Annotated in this window: 11 protein-coding genes; 6 read left to right on the top strand and 5 right to left on the bottom strand. The window is 42.9% G+C overall.

Translation table 11 applies throughout. The features are described from left to right. Nucleotides 1-334: 334 nt before the first annotated feature. The 3 genes from BLQ81_RS02005 to BLQ81_RS01995 all read left to right on the top strand — a co-directional run bounded on the left by BLQ81_RS02005 (nucleotide 335) and on the right by BLQ81_RS01995 (nucleotide 4,600). A complete protein-coding gene (locus BLQ81_RS02005; protein ID WP_092728290.1) occupies nucleotides 335-913 on the top strand; it encodes an O-methyltransferase in 579 nt (192 codons plus the stop codon). Nucleotides 914-1,044: 131 nt separating this feature from the next. Continuing rightward, the gene (locus BLQ81_RS02000; protein WP_092728289.1) at nucleotides 1,045-2,826 is read left to right on the top strand and encodes an acyl-CoA dehydrogenase; all 1,782 of its coding nucleotides are present in this window, start codon (nucleotides 1,045-1,047) and stop codon (nucleotides 2,824-2,826) included. Nucleotides 2,827-3,877: 1,051 nt separating this feature from the next. Beyond that, entirely contained in the window at nucleotides 3,878-4,600 is a 723-nt protein-coding gene (locus tag BLQ81_RS01995) for a DUF5715 family protein (RefSeq protein ID WP_092728288.1), read from the top strand. A 123-nt stretch (nucleotides 4,601-4,723) separates the two neighbouring features. On the opposite strand, the gene BLQ81_RS01990 is transcribed toward BLQ81_RS01995, so the two are convergent. The 4 genes from BLQ81_RS01990 to BLQ81_RS01975 form a co-directional block, all read right to left on the bottom strand. Continuing rightward, nucleotides 4,724-6,112 (bottom strand): arginine decarboxylase, encoded by a 1,389-nt coding sequence (locus BLQ81_RS01990; protein ID WP_092728287.1) that lies wholly within the window; start codon nucleotides 6,110-6,112, stop codon nucleotides 4,724-4,726. Between the two features lie 511 nt (nucleotides 6,113-6,623). After that, nucleotides 6,624-8,984 (bottom strand): ABC transporter permease, encoded by a 2,361-nt coding sequence (locus BLQ81_RS01985; RefSeq protein WP_092728286.1) that lies wholly within the window; start codon nucleotides 8,982-8,984, stop codon nucleotides 6,624-6,626. Nucleotides 8,985-9,386: 402 nt separating this feature from the next. Next, a complete protein-coding gene (locus BLQ81_RS01980; RefSeq protein WP_092728285.1) occupies nucleotides 9,387-10,085 on the bottom strand; it encodes an ABC transporter ATP-binding protein in 699 nt (232 codons plus the stop codon). A gap of 182 nt (nucleotides 10,086-10,267) precedes the next feature. Beyond that, complete coding sequence (locus tag BLQ81_RS01975) at nucleotides 10,268-11,518, bottom strand: efflux RND transporter periplasmic adaptor subunit (protein WP_092728284.1); 1,251 nt, start codon at nucleotides 11,516-11,518, stop codon at nucleotides 10,268-10,270. 487 nt (nucleotides 11,519-12,005) lie between these two features. Between BLQ81_RS01975 and BLQ81_RS01970 the strand changes: the two genes are divergently transcribed. The 3 genes from BLQ81_RS01970 (at nucleotide 12,006) to BLQ81_RS01960 (ending at nucleotide 15,758) form a co-directional block, all read left to right on the top strand. Further along, entirely contained in the window at nucleotides 12,006-13,394 is a 1,389-nt protein-coding gene (locus BLQ81_RS01970) for a sigma-54-dependent transcriptional regulator (protein ID WP_092728283.1), read from the top strand. Beyond that, on the top strand, nucleotides 13,384-14,736 hold the full coding sequence (locus tag BLQ81_RS01965) for a sensor histidine kinase (RefSeq protein ID WP_092728282.1): 1,353 nt from the start codon (nucleotides 13,384-13,386) through the stop codon (nucleotides 14,734-14,736). Before BLQ81_RS01970 ends, BLQ81_RS01965 begins: the two co-directional genes overlap by 11 nt. 518 nt (nucleotides 14,737-15,254) lie before the next feature. Further along, nucleotides 15,255-15,758 carry a hypothetical protein gene (locus BLQ81_RS01960; protein ID WP_092728281.1) on the top strand — a complete coding sequence of 168 codons (504 nt, stop codon included), beginning with the start codon at nucleotides 15,255-15,257 and terminating at the stop codon, nucleotides 15,756-15,758. A gap of 42 nt (nucleotides 15,759-15,800) precedes the next feature. Here BLQ81_RS01960 and BLQ81_RS01955 read toward each other — a convergent pair whose 3' ends face one another. Then, entirely contained in the window at nucleotides 15,801-18,461 is a 2,661-nt protein-coding gene (locus BLQ81_RS01955) for a PQQ-dependent sugar dehydrogenase (RefSeq protein ID WP_092728280.1), read from the bottom strand. Nucleotides 18,462-18,667 lie beyond the last annotated feature (206 nt).

Raw genomic sequence — 18,667 nt, 5'->3', positions numbered from 1 at the left:
GTGGTGAAGGGTGAGTAGTGAGTAGGCAGTCAGCATGAAGTTTTATAGTGTTCACCGTCTTTCTTTCATTGTTAAATCCAGCTCTGAATGACCGATATATGAAATCCTTTCAAAAGGGATTAGAAATCAAATAGATATAACCTCGAGAATGTAAATATCGAGGAGCTGATATTTAAAATTCTTGTCTTTTGTCTCTGGGTTCTAATTTCAAAACACATTGACTATAGTTGATCAATAAAATTCTTAATATTTCAATAGATCCGCCTGAAACGATTCAGGTGGATTTTTCAATTTTTATTCGAATTATAAACGAGCCCTTTTACAATCAAATCTTATGAACGAAAGCTACGATCCTTTACCTCAATCCTATCTTGAAATCCAAAAAGCGACCGAAGAAAGTGGGTTCAACATGGCTTCAGACTTGGAAGCCTGTAGCCTGCTTAGAACTTTGGCAGTAACCAAACCTGGAGGTAAATTTCTGGAATTGGGTACGGGTACAGGACTTTCGACGGCTTGGATACTGGATGGAATGGATGAAAACGCCATGCTTACTTCTATCGATTTTGATGATTCAGTTTTGTCGATTGCCCGGAAATTTTTAGGCAGTGATCCTCGCCTGAAACTGGAATTGATTGATGGGGAAAAATGGGTAGAGTCTAACAGGGACAGTCGATTTGATTACATTTTCGCTGATACCTGGCATGGCAAATATCTTCTGCTTGATGAAGTTTTGGAAATGCTGAAAATCGGTGGCTTTTACATTGTAGATGACATGTTGCCTCAACCTAACTGGCCGGAAGGACATGCAGAAAAAGCAGAAAAGTTTGTCAAAAAACTGGAGTCTTACCCTTTCTTAAACATCACAAAGCTCAATTGGTCCACAGGGATTATTGTGGCTACTAGAAAATATTAAAAGGCTCACAGATACCACAGATCACCACAGATGGGAAATTTATCTGTGCCCATCTGAGAAATCTGTGAGAGAATAAAACCAATGGAATATTTCAGAGATTACCCGGTATTTATCCGAAAGCCTAAACCCTCATGACCCGATTCTATTCCAAAAGAGACCTGCAATTCCAGCTTTTTGAAAACCAAAACTGTCTTGAACTAACCCAAATCCCCTATTTCGCGGATCATTCTGAGGAGACGTTTAGATTGGTTTTGGACTCAGCAGAACAAATTGCTGAGAAGTCTCTGCGCCCTCTTCTCACTGAAATGGATCGAAATGAACCTCAATTAATCGACGGAAAAATTCGAATCCACCCAGGCATGAAGACCATCATCCGACAATTTGGTCAAGATGGCTGGATCAATGCGCTATTTTCATATGAAGAGGGCGGACAGCAACTTCCTTGGACAATTCACATTACGTCGGGCTTTATATTTCAGGCGGCTAACTACTCTGCCAGCGTTTTTCCATTTTTGACCACCGGTGCAGCCAACCTGATCCGGACCTTTGGATCAAAAGAATTAATCGAGAAATTCACTCCGAAAATGTACTCCGGAGCTTGGCAAGGTACAATGGCCTTAACCGAGCCCGATGCAGGCAGTTCGCTTTCAGACATTTCCACCACAGCCTTCCCAACTGAAGCACCGGGAGTTTTCAGGATCAAAGGACAGAAAATCTACATTTCCGCAGGAGATCATGATGCCTGCGAAAATATCATCCACCTGATGCTTGCCCGGATACAGGGCGCACCCGCCGGCACCAAAGGCATTTCTCTGTTTGTCGTCCCAAAAAAACGGATCTCGAATGAGCCAAACGATGTGTTGACTCAGGGAATCTATCACAAAATGGGCTACAAGGGCGCACCTATTGCCCATTTGATGATTGGAAGCAATGATGCCTGTGAAGGCTATTTGTTAGGTGAGGCCAATCAGGGATTGAAATATATGTTTCAGATGATGAATGAGGCGCGGTTGGGAGTGGGTATGAATGCAGTGGCGATCGCTTCGGCCGCGTTTCAGGCTTCTTTGGCGTATGCCAAGGAACGACCCCAAGGCCGCAAAATCAATGAAAAAGACCTCAGCCAAGCGCAGGTTCCAATTATCGAGCATGCGGATGTAAAGCGGTTGCTGCTTTTCCAGAAAAGCGTGGTAGAAGGATCATTGGCACTGCTGATTTATTGCGCAATCCTTTCCGATAAAATCGCGCATGAGGTCGATTCATCTACCAAAAAAGAGCAGGAAGCACTCTTGGACCTGTTGACTCCGATTGCAAAAAGCTATCCTTCGGAAATGGGAGTACAAAGTACCTCAGCCGCAGTGCAGATTTTGGGAGGTGCAGGTTACACCACCGATTTCCCGGTGGAGCAATACTACCGTGAAGCACGCATCCATCCGATTCATGAGGGGACAACAGGAATTCATGGTTTGGATCTATTAGGGAGAAAAGTCCTGATTCAGGAAGGTTTGGGCTGGAAGCTTTTGCAAAGGGAAATCCAGAAAAGTGTGGATGCCGCTAGAGCCTATTCGGCTTTAGGTGAACTGAGACAAAGCTTTGAAAATCAATTCAAAAAATTCAATCATGGGGCAGCACAGCTGCTTTTCAAAATGAATCAGGGGCCGGAGATTTTTCTGTCAGATGCCACGCTTTTTCTGGAAGCAAGCGGAATCATCTGCATCGCTTGGATGTGGCTTGAGCAGGCCAAAACAGCACAGAAAGCTTTGAACACTGGTGCAGCCGAACAGGATTTCTATTTCGGCAAGATCGAAACCGCCCGCTACTTTATGGAATACGAACTCCCAAAAATCAAGGGCCTGATCGAGCGGTTTCATTCTACTTCGTATCCAACAATTGATATGAAAAAGGAGTGGTTTTGAGGTGGTGGCAAATCTAGTTTGCAGAATAAGTTAACTTGGGTTAGAACTTGCCAGATGCAAGCAGGTCTGCGGGATTTTTTTACCGCAAAGGAAAAAGGAGGGGATATACAATCGGCAATAGGTTTATTTTAGTCGCTAACGCTCTAATTGAGTGCGCAAAGATTCCACAGACAATTCTCAAAATTTCACTATCTGATTATCCGCAATCCTGCCAGTAATCTAGAAATATGCTTTAGAAGTTGCGGATAATCGTCCACAGACGACAGTCAACTGTCCACGGCTCGTTTTTTGGAACTACAAAACTTAATTTATTTGGATACTGTTAGGAAAGCGGATATTCATATTTCACTAAATGTTTAAAAAGAAACATTCATTTATTCTTGCCCTTTTTTCTAAGAAGTGCTTCACTTGCTGTTATTCCTAGAATTGCATCTTTAGCATTCAATTCGGTTACAACCTTTTTACCGGTTTTGGCTTCCAACTCCAGTCGTGCCAGTTTTCAGAATAACCTAGCATTAGGTTTTGCTCAAGCGCCCTGTCAATGCTCAATTCCGGGTCTTGCATTTTATGTGTTTATGATTTGTCATATTTTGATTTATCATATACCCCTATACCAGATATCAATTACAGCTTGTGCTTGCAGCACTCTTTTGCCCTTTCCCGATAAATAACCCAGCATGACCCACTGGGCTCTTACAGACCATGCCTAAGGCATACTTATCAGCGACCATCTGCGACCTTTTCTGCACCAATCCGCGGGAAATCATTAACCATAAATTAAAAACTGCAATCCTCCCCTCCTCTGTGGTGAAAATCCTTTTCGTTAACCTCGGTTCACTTTGTGGTTAATCGAGAAATCTTAAGCTAACTCCAACAAAAAATCTTTACCCTGACCTTCAGAAAACTTTTAAGCCGTTCAGCAAAAAATCCCATTCAATTTCTCAAAAAAGCAGAAAAAAGAGTTTTATGGTTTAATGTTTGCTAACTAATAATTTTTAATTCACCCAGAATTGAAAGCCCATTTAGTTAAATCCCGAGGATTGAATTACCTATGAAAAAATTACCACTGATTCTATTGGCCTCTTTTTTCGTGTTGCTTTCTGTAGCAGCATTGGCATCAGAAGAATATTTTCCAGCTCTAAAAAAGCAACTCAAAAAAACCTACTCAGCCTTAACGGCTACACCCGATCCTCCAAAGCCAGTTGAGAAATTCGAACCCATCATTGTAGAAGTCCCCACTCCTGAACTCAATATAACGCTACCGACACGTGAGATAACCAAAGAATACGACAACCATCTGATCGCCGGCGAAAACAATGGATTTGGCTTGATTGAAAGTGAAGATCATTTTCAGCAGTTGATCAAAAATAAAAAGTTAGTACCAGTAAGTCAGGGAACAGGTTACTTGGTTGATGAACTCACTCACAGCCACCCTTTCGTAACTCCACGCTCGAAAGTAATTTTGGAGGAGATTGGTCAAGCTTTTCAATCACTTACCAAGCAAGAAAGTTTTTTTACGGTTTCTTCCGTCACCCGAACTCCCGAACAACAGCAAAACCTAAGAAAGCGAAACCGAAATGCCACAGCAGGTATCAGTTCGCATTCCTATGGAGTCTCCTTTGACATCTCCTACATCCGATTCAATGGGAAAAAAGGCGGGAACCGCTCCGCCCAAAAAGATCTGGAAACAGTGCTGAATGAATTTCAGGCCGCCAACAAAATATTCTTCATTAAGGAGCGAAAGCAAAGTTGCTATCATGTGACGGTGAGGTGAGGAAAATGATCAATTTTCAAATTCAATGTTCAATTCTCAAGGATTTGCCCACTGCCAACTGCTCACTGCCAACTTCCTCCCGTCTTCCGTCTCCGCCTGCCCGCCTTGGCGGGGTCTCTCCTCTCAATACCCCAACACCTTCAGCATACTCTCCTCTGTCTGATCTTTGGCGAAGAGGCGGTGCGTGATGTTTCCGTTTTCATCCCGATCGATCAAGACATGCTTGGGTGCAGGAATCAGACAATGCTGTATCCCGCCGTAGCCTCCCAAGGATTCTTGGTAGGCCCCGGTATGGAAGAAGCCGATGTATTGCTTTCTTCCGGGTTCGATTTTAGGCAGGTAAATATTGAATTGGTGAGCTTCGGAATTATAATAATCCATGCTGTCGCAGGTCAGGCCGCCAAGTGAAATTCCCTGGTAGGTTTCATCCCAGTTGTTCACCGCAAGCATAATGTACTTTTGGTTTAGCCCCCAGCTGTCCGGAAGTTGGGTAATAAAAGAACCGTCGATCATGTACCATAATTCCTTGTCGTTTTGGAGCTTTTCTTCCAGAACGGAATAAAGCACTGCCCCACTCTCTCCTACTGTGTAGCTGCCAAATTCGGTGAAAATATGGGGCTCCGTGGTGTTGTTTTTGGCGCACATCCATTTGATGTTTTTGACGATCTGATCGGCCATGTATTGGTAATCGTAATCGAAAAACACATTCGTCTTGATCGGCCAACCGCCGCCGATATCCATGGTATCGAGCGTTGGAGCGATCTTTTTCAGGTCTACATATTTCTGGATAAAGCGGGTCAATTCGGACCAATAATATGCCGTGTCCTTGATCCCTGAATTGATAAAAAAGTGCAGCATCTTCAGGCTGACCAAAGGATGATCCTTGATTTTTTCTTCGTAAAGTTTCAGAATATCGTTGTACCTCACACCGAGACGGGAGGTGTAGAAACCGAATTTAGGTTCCTCGTCTGCGGCGATACGGATTCCCACCTGAAAAGGAACTTTCACATGCTCCAGGTAATAGTCGATCTCGCCGATATTGTCCAGGATAGGCACACAGTTGTGAAATCCGTCATTGAGCAACTCAGTGATATATTTTTTATAGAGTTCCCGCTTGAAGCCGTTACAGACGATAAAGGTGTCTTTGGTGATTTTCCCTTTTGCAAAAAGACTTCTCACCAAGGGAATATCAAAAGTCGAGGATGTCTCGATATGGATGTCATTCTTTAGCGCTTCATCCAACACAAAACTAAAGTGCGAGGACTTCGTGCAATAGCAATAGGTATATTTCCCCTGATAATTATGGGTTTCAATCGCATTACCAAAAAAGGTTTTTGCATTTTGGATGCTTTCCGAAATCTTTGGCAGATAGGTCAGCTTTAGCGGTGTGCCATAGGTGTCAATGATTCCCATCAGATTGACTCCATTAAAAAAGAGTTCATTGTTCTCTACATGAAACTCTTTGGTAGGGAAATCAAAAGTCTGTTGGATTAGATCAATGTATCGGTTCATTTACCAGGGATTGTTTGAATAATGTGAGGCTGCAAAAATTGCGCTTTTATCGGGGGATATCAAATTGAAAATGAAAAAAACCCGGCATCTATCAAACTGATGGGAAAAGATAATGTTGTGTTAAAATTGAATTTGGGGGATTAAGCACAATTTAAACAACTGGCTTAGCCTTTTTTTAGCAAAGTGTCATTTTTGCTTGCTTCGGTAAACTAAATCCGGCTAGTGGTGTTCACAATTTTTCAAAAGTTGAATCCCGGGTAGGGATTGCTAAGTCAAAGGAATGAGGTACAAAAGAAGGTATTATTGGCTAACTTCAACACAAATTCAAACCAAATCAACTATATATATCTTATGAGTTTGTTCAATAAAATTCCGGGGAATTCCAGTGAAGTTTCCTTCGAGAAACTTGTGGAAAGTAGGGACGTATCCTGGCAGACGGAGAACAAATCGAGGCTCTTGTTTCTCGGCTCTTGTTTCTTAAAATCTAAGGTCTTGATACTTGCTACTTCCTTCAGTCGCTTCTAAGCGAATTGACCGGATTGGAAGATGCCGCTTTGTATGCCTGATAACCTACTGTCATAATGGCAATTATCAATAAAATCAAACCCGATCCTACAAAAATCCACCAGCTGAGCTTAGTCTGAAAGGCGTAAGTCTCCAGCCAGGAATTGGCAAAATACCAGCCCAATGGAAGTGCAATTACTACTGAAATCAAAACCAATTTGATGAAGTCCAAGGTGATCAAATTCAGGATTCCGGTCATGGAGGCACCGAGTACTTTGCGAACACCAATTTCCTTTTTGCGGCTTTCGGCAGTGAAGGCGGCCAAGCCAAAAAGCCCCAAACAAGAAAGGAAAATGGCAATCACTCCAAAATATTCAGATAAAACCGAAACTCGCTGCTCCTGAAGGTAGAGTGTCTGGTAGGACTCATCCATGAAAGAAATCTCGGTTCTTAACCCTAGGACAGTCTGGAAAACTCCAGTGATTCCGGCGATAGTTCTTTGTTGATCAGCTGTATTAATTCTGACCATAATATTTTGGGCAAAGCCCGGATCATATTTGATGAAGGCAGGTTTTACTGTTTCTTTTAGCGATTCGAAATGGAAGTTTTTCACCACTCCGATCACCTCCATGTCATTGCCCCAGAGATTGACGATTTGACCAATTGGATTTTCAAATCCTATGGTGCGGACAGCTGCTTCGTTGAGAATGATTTTGGTGTTTTCTTCACCGAATTCAGGGGAAAAAGACCTTCCCTCCACCAGCTCAAAATCCATCGTTTCGATCAAACCCATATTGACAGAGATATTTTCAAACTTGACCTGCTCGTCTGGATTTTTACCTTCCCAAGTCAAACCGATCGTGGAGCTTGACAGTCCTACCAATGGATGGGCAAGGCTTGAGGCATTTTCGACTCCTGCAACTTCCTTGACTTGATCAAGGACAGTAGTCATCTGTGCTGCCGGAATGGATTCAGCCGGAATCTTTAGCAAGTGCGATTGATTGTATCCTAAATTCTGATTTTGGATGTAATTCATCTGTTTCCCGATCACGACCACGCCTATGATCAAAAGCATGGAGATCATGAATTGGAATATCACCAAACCTTTCCTGGCCAAAAGTTCCCCAACACTCCCTTTCAGATTGTTTTTCATGATCTGAACGGGCTTGAATTTGGATAAATAGAGCGATGGATAAATCCCGGCTATCAAGCTGGTTATCGCCCAAAATCCTACCAAAATGAGGATTTCTTCCATTCCCAAACTCAAACTCAGCTCCTTCAAAGTGACTTTGTTGAAGACAGGTTGCAACACTGAAACAGCGATCATTGCAATCACCAAGGCAAATAAGGTAAGCATCAGTGACTCGACCATAAACTGGCCAAAAATCCCCATGCGGGATGCGCCCATGGATTTTTTTACTCCGATTTCTTTGGCTCTTGCCACAGATCGGGCGGTGGTCAGATTCATGAAATTGATACAGGCGATCAGCAGAATAAATAGGGCAATACCTGAAAATATCCAAACATAGTTAATGCGACCTCCCGCTACTTTACCTCCTTCATAAGTCCCATACAAGTAGGTATCCGCATAAAGCTGAACAAATGGAGTCACGTTAGATCCTTTGGCTCTATCCTTAATGAAACTTGCAATCTGAGTATTAAAGGCCGTTTCATCGATCCCTTCTCGCAAAAGGACAACAGTAGAACTGTTGAAATTATCCCAATGAGCACCATCTCCCAGCATAGCTTTGAAAAAAGGAAATGCCATTAAAAACTCGGGCTTTTCTACATCAAGTGATCCAAAATCCCGGTAAACTCCGGTGACTTCCACCTCATTACTGAAGTCAAAAACCTGCCATTTCAGCGATTTTCCCATGGCATTTTCAGGAGACCCAAAAAGATTTTTTGCCATAGATTCAGATAAGGAAATCGCGTTGATTTCCAACAGCGCTTTGGATCGATTTCCAATGATAAACTCATGGCTGAACATGTCCAGGTAATCCTGATCTACAAAAAGACCTTCCGCATCCAGTTTATCCGTACCGGAGTCGAAGATCATTCCCTTGATAAAAGGTGACACTCCAGCAGCCAATTCCACCTGAGGAAGTTCAGCTTTCATTGCTTCAGCCATTTCCGCAGGGGTGACTCCCCAAGTCACGATTCCTCCGGCATTATCATGATTGGTCATGACCGCATAGATCCGATCCGAATTTGCATGGTATCGATTGATACACAGCTCATCCTTCACCCACATCCCAATCAAAATAACCGTAGTCAATCCCAAAGAAAGACCCAACAAGTTGATCAAGAAAATGGACTTGAACTTTTTAAAGTTGCGGATGGCAAGGAGGAGGTAGTGGTGGAGCATGATTTTAAATTAAAGATTGGAAAATTGGAAAATTGAAAGATTTAGAACTTCCAGAGTGGCTTGATTTATAATTGATTATTTAAAATTCAATTAAATGATCATTCGCTTTCTTACCACCTAATCATTTTGACAAAATGGCCTCGACTTCGCTCGGCCACCGATTCTCTTATTTTGAAAGTGGAGGGGAGGGAATTGCGGCAGCCGCATTTCCCTCCCCTCCCCCTCAAACGACGTCGCTGGACACCGAGCGAAGTCGAGGTGCATCAAATAAAATTTGACTACAGGTGTATTTGCTTATATACATAATCAATTTAATGATTTAGGTCATTTATGTTTATGCTCTATTTTTATCATAACACCCCAATTTTTCAATTTTGAAATCTTTCAATCTTTCAATCCCTACTACACATGAAACTGCTCCCGGATATTCTCCGTGACCACTTTTCCATCAAATAGATTGATGATTCGGTGGGCGTAGTTGGCATCGTGCGGAGAGTGCGTTACCATCACGATGGTGGTTCCCTCGTTGTTGAGCTCTTCGAGCAGGCGCATTACTTCTTCGCCGTTAGTGGAATCCAGGTTACCGGTAGGTTCATCGGCAAGGATCACAGATGGCTTGGCTACAATCGCACGGGCAATCGCCACACGCTGTTGCTGCCCGCCTGAAAGTTGCTGTGGGAAGTGATTTCTTCGGTGCATGATGTTCATACGAGTCAGCACTTGTTCCACCTTAGTCTTTCGCTCGTCAGAAGGGATTTTGAGGTAAAGCAAAGGCAATTCGACATTTTCGAACACAGTCAGTTCATCAATCAGATTGAATGACTGAAAGACGAAACCGATGTTTCCTTTTCTCAAGGCAGAACGTTGACGTTCGGAGAATTTTGCCACTTCCTGATCCAGAAAGTAATACTCTCCCCCATCCGGATTATCCAGCAGGCCGATGATATTTAGGAGCGTGGATTTACCACAACCTGAGGGGCCCATGATGGCGACGAATTCGCCTTTTTTAATTTCAATTTGGATACCATCCAGCGCAGTGGTTTCCACTTCTTCGGTAGCATATAGCTTGCGAAGGTTTACAGTTTTGATGACGTTTACCATTTGGATTTCGGATTTCGGATCTCAGATTTCGGATTTCTATAACCCAAAGTCTTGATCCACTTTGTTGATTTATTTTTCTATTTAATTGATTTTCAACTTCTTTATACCAATACAATTATATCGGATTTACTTTCAGAGCTCGGGGTTATGAAAATCCGAAATCCGAAATCATACGTCCGACATCACCTAAGCTCCAGCACCTCATTGTTCCCAAAATTCTCATACCCGCTGACGATGACTTTTTCGCCTTCAACCAAGCCTTCGAGGACTTCATAGAACTCTGGATTTTTTCTGCCCAATCGAATATTTCGTCTTTCTGCATTTCCAGCTGCATTGAGAACAAAAACCCAATTTCCTCCTGTATCCTTGAAAAACCCACCTGTTGGCAATAGCATGCTTTGTTCACTTTGACCTAATTCAAGGCGGATTCGTACACTTTGACCACGTCGGATTCCGGCAGGATTTTCACCGGTAAAAGCCATATCTACTTCAAATCGGCCATTGGTGATCGTTGGGTAGATTTTGGTGATTTCGAGTTCGTAATCTTGTCCACTTAAGGTGAATTTACCACGTAGTCCCTGACCGATTCTCGGGAGGTAGAGTTCATCAATAGGTACTCTCACTTTGAATTCATCCAAAATATCAATCTGGCCATAGCGTTGGCCGGGATTGATAGCCTGACCGATTTCGAGTTGCTGAGGCGTAGCCAATTGCCCTGCGATGGGAGCAGTGATCACCAGATTGTTCAGGATATTGCCGACTCCATTGAGCGATGCATTCATTCTTCCCTCCGATTGGCGCAACTGACTCAACTGAAATGACCTGGCAATGGAATCGTTTCGGTAGGACGTATAGGTGAGTTTTTTGCGTTTTACATTGTATTCATACTGCTCTTTAACCTCTTCGAATTCACGGTCGGAAACCAGTTTTTTTTCATGAAGCTGTTTGAATCGCTCATATTGAGGCTTGAGCAAGCTGATCTGATAATCGATTTCGGCCAGTTGCCCCTGTTGATTCAAATCGTTTTGATCCAGCAAAAGCCGTGTTTGTCTCAAGTTGTTGATTTGCTCGTAAAGCATGGTCTCCCGTTGCATGACATCGAGTTGAAGGTTGGAGTTATTCAAGACCAAAATCGTATCCCCTTTCTTAAGCAAAGCTCCTGATTCCCTTATGACCTGATTGACCATACCGCCTTCGATTGCATCAAGGAATACCGTCCGGGCAGGTTCTATCTGACCTGAGACGAGAATGTAGTCGGTAAATTCTCCTTTTGAAACGGCGGCTATACTCAATCGATCCTTGTCAACATTCATCGTGGATCGATGGTCAGCATATCCAATTTGGTAGATAATTCCTCCCACCAAGACTGCACCTCCGATCACGGCAGCGATTCTTTTAAGAGTCCATGTTTTCTTTTCTATTTTTCTGTCCATTGTGTGAAAATGCCCTCATTGGCTTGTCCTCTTTATGCCAAATGATGTGCCATGCAAAAAACAGCCTGCAGGCACTCCAAATCAGGATTTGCAGAAAATGTAAATTTCGAGTCTCGAACAATATCGTCCGCCACCGAACAAAAGTGGATCAATCCCGATTTTTTTTCAGTACCTTATTCAGATAAAAGTTGATTCCAAAATCGGCCATAATCGACCGAAAATGGCACTTTTTACTCCTTTTTATTCATTCTGAAAAATCGGCAAACTTTTGGATCAAGAAGGCAGTGGGCAGTTTGCAGTAATCAGTCGCAGCGTCGGACTATCAGTTAGCCTTGTTCAGGAAAAGTACACCTTCTACTTAGTGCTAAAGCGAGAGTAGATTTATATTGAATCAACTCTAAATAATGCTGACTTATGGCTTTTCTTCTTCGGAATACGGGCTTCTGCCATTTTAATTTAATACCAATAAATTTAACCGTCCTCTCCCATGAATGATCAAAGATTTGGTAAAATTCTCATCGTGGATGACAACGAAGACCTGCTGAAAGCAGCGAAGATCTTTCTGAAGCGACATTTCGCTCAAGTTGACACCGAGACCAACCCTGACTTACTTCCTATTCTGACACACAATGAAAACTATGATGTGATTCTGCTTGACATGAATTTCACAAAAGATGTCAGTTCGGGTCAGGAAGGTTTCTATTGGCTGGATCGAATTCTCGAATTGGATCCTTCTGCAGTGGTGGTATTGATTACCGCTTATGGAGATGTGAATTTGGCAGTGAAGGCCATTAAAGAGGGTGCGACAGATTTTGTATTAAAGCCTTGGGAAAACGAGCGTTTGCTTGCCACCTTGAGTTCAGCCCTGAACCTCCGACAAAAAAAATTGGAAGTCAACCTGCTCAAAGATCAAAAAGACACCCTACAACAGGACATTGACAATAAATTCAAAGACATCATCGGTCAAAGTGTAGCCATGCAGAAGGTTTTCGAGACGATCGAGCGAGTGGCAGCAACAGACGCCAATGTATTGATTTTGGGAGAAAATGGCACAGGAAAGGAACTCATCGCGCGTGCAATCCACCGACATTCCCGAAGAAATCGGGAGGCATTTGTGGGGGTTGATTTGGGATCTATCACTGCTACTCTTTTTGAATCTGAGCTATTTGGGCATAAAAAAGGATCTTTCACAGACGCCAAAGAAGATCGGGCAGGAAGATTTGAGCAGGCGCATAAGGGGACGCTTTTTTTGGATGAAATCGGGAATTTACCTTTGCCTCTTCAGGCCAAGCTCCTGGCAGTCTTACAAAACCGACAAGTAACCCGAGTCGGAACCAATCGCCCGGTCGATGTCAATATTCGTCTGATTTCAGCGACCAATATGCCAATCCACGACATGGTTTATGATAATGGATTCCGTCAGGATTTACTCTATCGGATCAACACCATCGAAATTCAGCTCCCTCCACTCCGAGAGCGAGTAGAGGATATTCCCGTCTTAGCGGATCATTTCATCTCATTTTATTCCAAAAAATACAACAAAGACATTCGCAAGGCCTCCGAACCCCTGATAAAGCGCATGTCCAAATACCACTGGCCTGGAAATATCCGTGAGCTTCAGCACTCCATCGAACGCGCAGTCATCATGAGCAATCACAATGTCCTGCAGCCTGAAGACTTATTCTTGCAGAAAATGGCACAGCCTGATCAGAAAGATGAATCGGTAACCTTGGAACACCTCAATATTGAAGATGTAGAGCGGATCCTGATCCGCAAAGCGCTACAAAAGCACAATGGGCATATCACCCGTGCGGCAGACGAATTGGGTTTGACTCGATCCTCCCTTTACAGAAGATTGGAAAAATATGGTCTATAAGCGGTTTTCAACAGGGATTATTGTCCGAATAATTCTGATTACCATTTGTCTTTTTTCGGGAATTTGGCTTTTCTATGTGCAGGAATTATGGCTAGCACCGGGCATTTTGGCTTTGGTTGTCGCTTTTTTAGCCGGTGAGATGATTTATTATGTCAACTCGATCAACCACAAACTTGCCCGCTTTCTGGACTCGATCCGATTCACTGACTTTTCCTCTTCTTTCACCTCTGACAGCAAAATGGGCGGTTCTTTCCGGGAAGTCAACCTGGCTTTCAATGAAGTCATGGAAGTGTTCAAACAGACACGGGCTGAAAAGGAAGAACAGATGCTATTCCTTCAAGTCATCATTCAGCATATCAATTCCGGTATTATATCTTTCAATGCTGAGGGAAAAATCGGGATCATTAATAATGCAGCAAAGCATTTACTGCAAATCCCACAATTCAGAGACATCAAAGATCTGGGGAAATTATCGCCGAAATTATTGATGGAGGTGATGGAAATGAAGCCGGGACAGCGCATTTCATTTAAGGTGAACAACAGTCTCCACCTCATCATCCAATCTGCCTCCCTGAAGATGGGAGGACAAAGTTGGTCGCTCCTTTCCCTGCAAAACATTAACGCCGAGCTCCAGTCTAACGAACTTGAGGCTTGGCAAAACCTGACCAAAGTCCTTCGACACGAAATCATGAATTCAATCACTCCGATTTCGAGTTTGGTGGAGTCGCTCCGGACGATTCTGGATGAGGATAGCTATGTGCAACAGGAGGGATTTTTGATCAAAAGAGAAGGTTTTCAGGATATACAGGAAGGGTTGGACACCATCGCCAACCGGAGTAAGGGTTTGGTGAATTTTGTAAATGCTTATCGTGATTACACCAATATTCCGGAGCCCAAAAAAGAACTAATTGCGGTGAAGGCTCTATTTGAAAATGTGATCGGATTGATGAAGGAAGAATTAAAGTCAAATCAGATTGACATCCAAACTGAAATAATTCCGGGGGATTTGGAGGTCCTTTGTGATCCGGATCAGATTACCATGATTTTGATCAATCTGGTGAAAAATGCGGGCGAATCCATCCAAAACCAAGCAGATCGAACCATCTGTCTAAGGGCTCTAGGGCAAGGAGACTTGGGCAAAATTATTCAGGTGGAGGACCACGGGCCGGGGATAATCCCTGAAGCCTTGGAGCGAATTTTTGTTCCTTTCTACACCACCAAAAAGACCGGTTCAGGAATTGGGTTGGCGATTTCGCGACAGATCATGAACCTTCACAAAGGCAGTCTTCAGGTAACTTCTGTACCGGGAGTGAAGACGGTGTTTACGATGAGTTTTAAGTGACTAATAAGTCTCTCAATTTATTTATTTTTTGAATTTGTTTTTAATAGCCACAGCTGCCGGCAGGCAGGTGGAATATATTAAATAATCATTTCCCTCACGAAACCAGTTTGGGACAAGTTGTGTGATTGCGTACCTACGGGATCATGGGCGTTTCAACAATTTTAAACTAACTCAAAAACTAATTTCCACCGACCCTGACTTTTTTAAAGAATTGGTTGTAAATTCTTTTCAAAAAAAGAGATGAAATGCCCAAGATCCCGTAAATACGGGATCACGCTGGGATGCCCTGATAGCTATCGGGATGGCCTTTGAAAAACAAATTATAAAAAGATGAAATGCCCATGATCCCGTAGGTACGGGATCACACAGGGGAATGATTATAAAGGGCATTCCATGTGACAGCTAAAAAACAAATTATAAACAGATGAAATGCCCATGATCCCGTAGGTACGGGATCACACAGGGGAATGATTATAAAGGGCATTCCATGTGACAGCTAAAAAACAAATTATAAACACATGAAAAATGAGGAGATAAGAAATGCGGCTTACCAGCTGGCTGGATTAATTTATGGGATAGCCTTGGATGGGATCATTACCAAAAATGAGTATGAAGCAATGAAAAGTTGGTGTTATGAAAATGAACCACTTTGTGAAATGGATTCATTTCAACGGCTTCACAGTCAAATCAAACCTATTATAGAAGACGGCAAAGTCAATAAAGAAGAAATAGAGGCGCTAAAGAACATCCTCAATAGCTTTTTGGAAGAAACCGGGTCAATAAATGACAAAGAACCCAACCTATATTTTCTGAACGGAATCTTTAAAGGAATTCTTGCCAGCGGAGACGTAAATACCTATGAAATCTACAAACTCAATCAATGGCTGGAAAAGAACGAACATTTGAGAAAATCAACACCTTTCGATGAACTGTTTTCTTTGATTGCATCTGTTCTTGAAGACAAGAAAGTAGATGATGAGGAAGCTGTCAAACTAAAAGCTTTCTTCTCAGCTCATTTGTAATAGGAAAAAGCCCGAAACTATTGGATTTCGGGCTTTCCAGAATTATCTGACAAACTTGATGGTGTTTAAGTTGAACGTATTCCAAATGGAAACCTCGCCTTCCGGTTGAAACACAAAATAGAGATCCTGAAAATCCAACGTCGGCTCCAGGCTCAGTTTCACATTGAAAAACTGTCCTTCCAAATTTTTTGGACGGTCGTCTTTACTCAGGACTTTCGTCTCAGCGATCAATTTACCTTCCGGACTTCCGATTCTGACCTGTAGCGTTCCTTTCGCATTTCCGGGATTTATAGCGAGTTCCAATGCTGAAATTCCTGTTAGATCCAGCTTGTCAAAGACGATCCATGAATTTCTGGCCGTAAACTTTACAAACTGAAATTGAGGACCGTTGGCCTTAGCTACGTCTTTAAGCTGAGCTGCGGTAGAAGCACGCACCAAACTGTTTCTCAAGGTCAATTGACTCATCGATTTTTGCGGAGCAATTCCATTCGCACCTTTGTCTTCATATGCAGCTTGGATGAGATAGTAACCTTCCGGATTTTGTACTTTGTCCAGTTTAAAGTTTCCCTGAAGTGGTAAAGCACTACTTCCAGCCTGAGGGTTGGCAATGCCCAAAATAAACTCGACCATTTTTTCAACTTGGGAAGATTCCAATTGGGGATGCCCTGGCATCACCCGCTCGCCCCATACTCCTCCTCCACCGTTGATAATCCTCCCTGCCAAATAGGTATTGGCATCGGGTCGATCTTTATACTTCTGTGAAACCGCGGTATAATTTGGTCCGACAGATTCCTTCTCTATGGCATGACAGGCCTTACAGCCAGCTTGAGTAATATATGATTCCCCGTGATGAATTTGTTCCTGCTGATGTCCAATTTGGATTAAATCATATCCACCCTCTAAATAATCAATGCTAAAATTCACTCGGGAAGGATCTATTTTACCGTCTTCCAGATCACTTACAATTACTTGGTACGGGACGGATTCAGGCCCGAAATAGAAACTTTTGTTTTGCTTCCAGTCAATATTCACAACTGGTGCTTCATTCCCCACTTTGATCTCAAGATTTGCCACTGAACTGGCTCCTGCCCGATCTTTAACCGTAAGTTTGACAGGATAAACACCCGGCTTTTCAAAGATAAATGCTGGGTTAGCATCGCTGGAACTTTGCCCCTTGCCAAAATCCCACACATACGTAAGTTGGTCTTCCGGATCCAGATCCACAGTCCCTTCTGATGAAAACTTCACAGCTAAAGGAGCTGCACCAACGGTTTTGTCAGCACTGACTTTGACTTGTGGTTTTCTGTTTCCAGCCGCAAATTCAATTCTATAAATCCCAGAGTCATCATTTTGGGAACTCCAGAAGGTTCCATATTCTAAAATATAAAGCGAACCGTCTTTGGCAAATTGCATATCGACAGGTTTGTCGAAAACAGTGGATGGCATGAAGCGCTCCATGGTATCATATTTATAATCATCTGTCAGACTCACAGTAAAAACCCAATTGCGCATCCAATCATATAAAATGCCCTTCCCATCGAAATATCCAGGAAAACGAACCTCAGAGGCTTCATTGTCTGCCCTGTAGTAAACTGGCCCGGCCATGGCGTTCCTTCCGCCTGTACCGAGCATAGGAAACTCAGTAGATTCATCGTAAGGATACCAAATCAGGGCTGGAGTAGCGGGCGGCAAAATCTCAATTCCTGTACTGTTGGGCGAGGTGTTTTTTGGCGCAGATGGTTCAAATTCGAAAAGGCTTTCCTGCTTCTCAAAATCATATTTCCAATACGGTTTATTATTCCCCACAAAATAAGGCCATCCAAAATAACCGGGTTTGGTGGCTAGGTTAAACTCATCGTGGCCTTTTGGCCCTCGCTTCAAACTGTCTACCGAAGCATCCGGACCAACTTCGCCCCAAAACAAGTTGCCATTGCGCTGATCAATTCCGATCCGAAAAGGGTTTCGATTGCCTTTCACATAGATTTCGGGACGTGTATTTGGAGTTCCTACGGGAAAAAGATTACCTTCCGGAATGGTGTAAGTTCCATCTGCCTGTGGCGTAATCCGAATGATTGAACCTCTCAGATCATTGGAATTTCCTGAGGTTTTTTGAGCGTCTACATTTGCCGGTCGGCCTTTTCGCTCATCTATAGGATTGTAATTATCGGATTCAAAAGGAGTCGTATCATCTCCCAAACTCAAAAATAAATTGCCTTTGGAATCAAACTCAAGCGATCCTCCCGAATGGCAGCAACCCCGGAATACCGGGATTTCCAACATTATTTTTTCAGTGGACTTATCCAAAAATCCATCCACCAAGGTGAAGCGGGAAAGCCGGTTGATTTCCAGATCCCCTGCCGGTGAATAGTATAGGTAAATCCATTGATTTTCCTTGAATTTTGGGTCTTTGGCCAAACCCAGCAATCCATCCTCAGCCTGGGAATAGACATCCAAAAATCCTATTTCCTCCACTTCACCGCTTTGTGCAACAAACTTTCTGATTTTTCCGGCCCGCTCGATAAAAAGCACGTCAAAATTATCCAGAACCTCCAATTCCATGGGTTCATTGAGTTTTTCGACAAGGGTGATTTTGGTAAAACGACTTTCCTCAGGTCGAATGGTTGCGAAGGGATCTTCGTCTTTTTTGGCACAACTCCACATTATCAAGCTCAAAAGCCCAAGTGCCATTAATTTTTTGATCATAAACTGAGCTGGTTATTTTGGCCCGGTCAAGATAAAGAAATCATGGAAAATTGAAATGGGTTTTTATTTGAAGAACTCAAGCAAGGAAATTTCTTCAAACGACCGAGATCCCTCTTATACCAATCCGAGGGGCAACAACCATGATGATAAACTGGATTGGCCAAATCAAAGCAAACCCTGACTAAAAATTTTAATTGCCACAGATG

Source organism: Algoriphagus alkaliphilus, from assembly GCF_900103735.1.
Taxonomy (GTDB): Bacteria; Bacteroidota; Bacteroidia; order Cytophagales; family Cyclobacteriaceae; genus Algoriphagus; species Algoriphagus alkaliphilus.
Note: the sequence above shows the minus strand (reverse complement) of the source record. Positions and strands in the feature narration are given on the sequence as shown.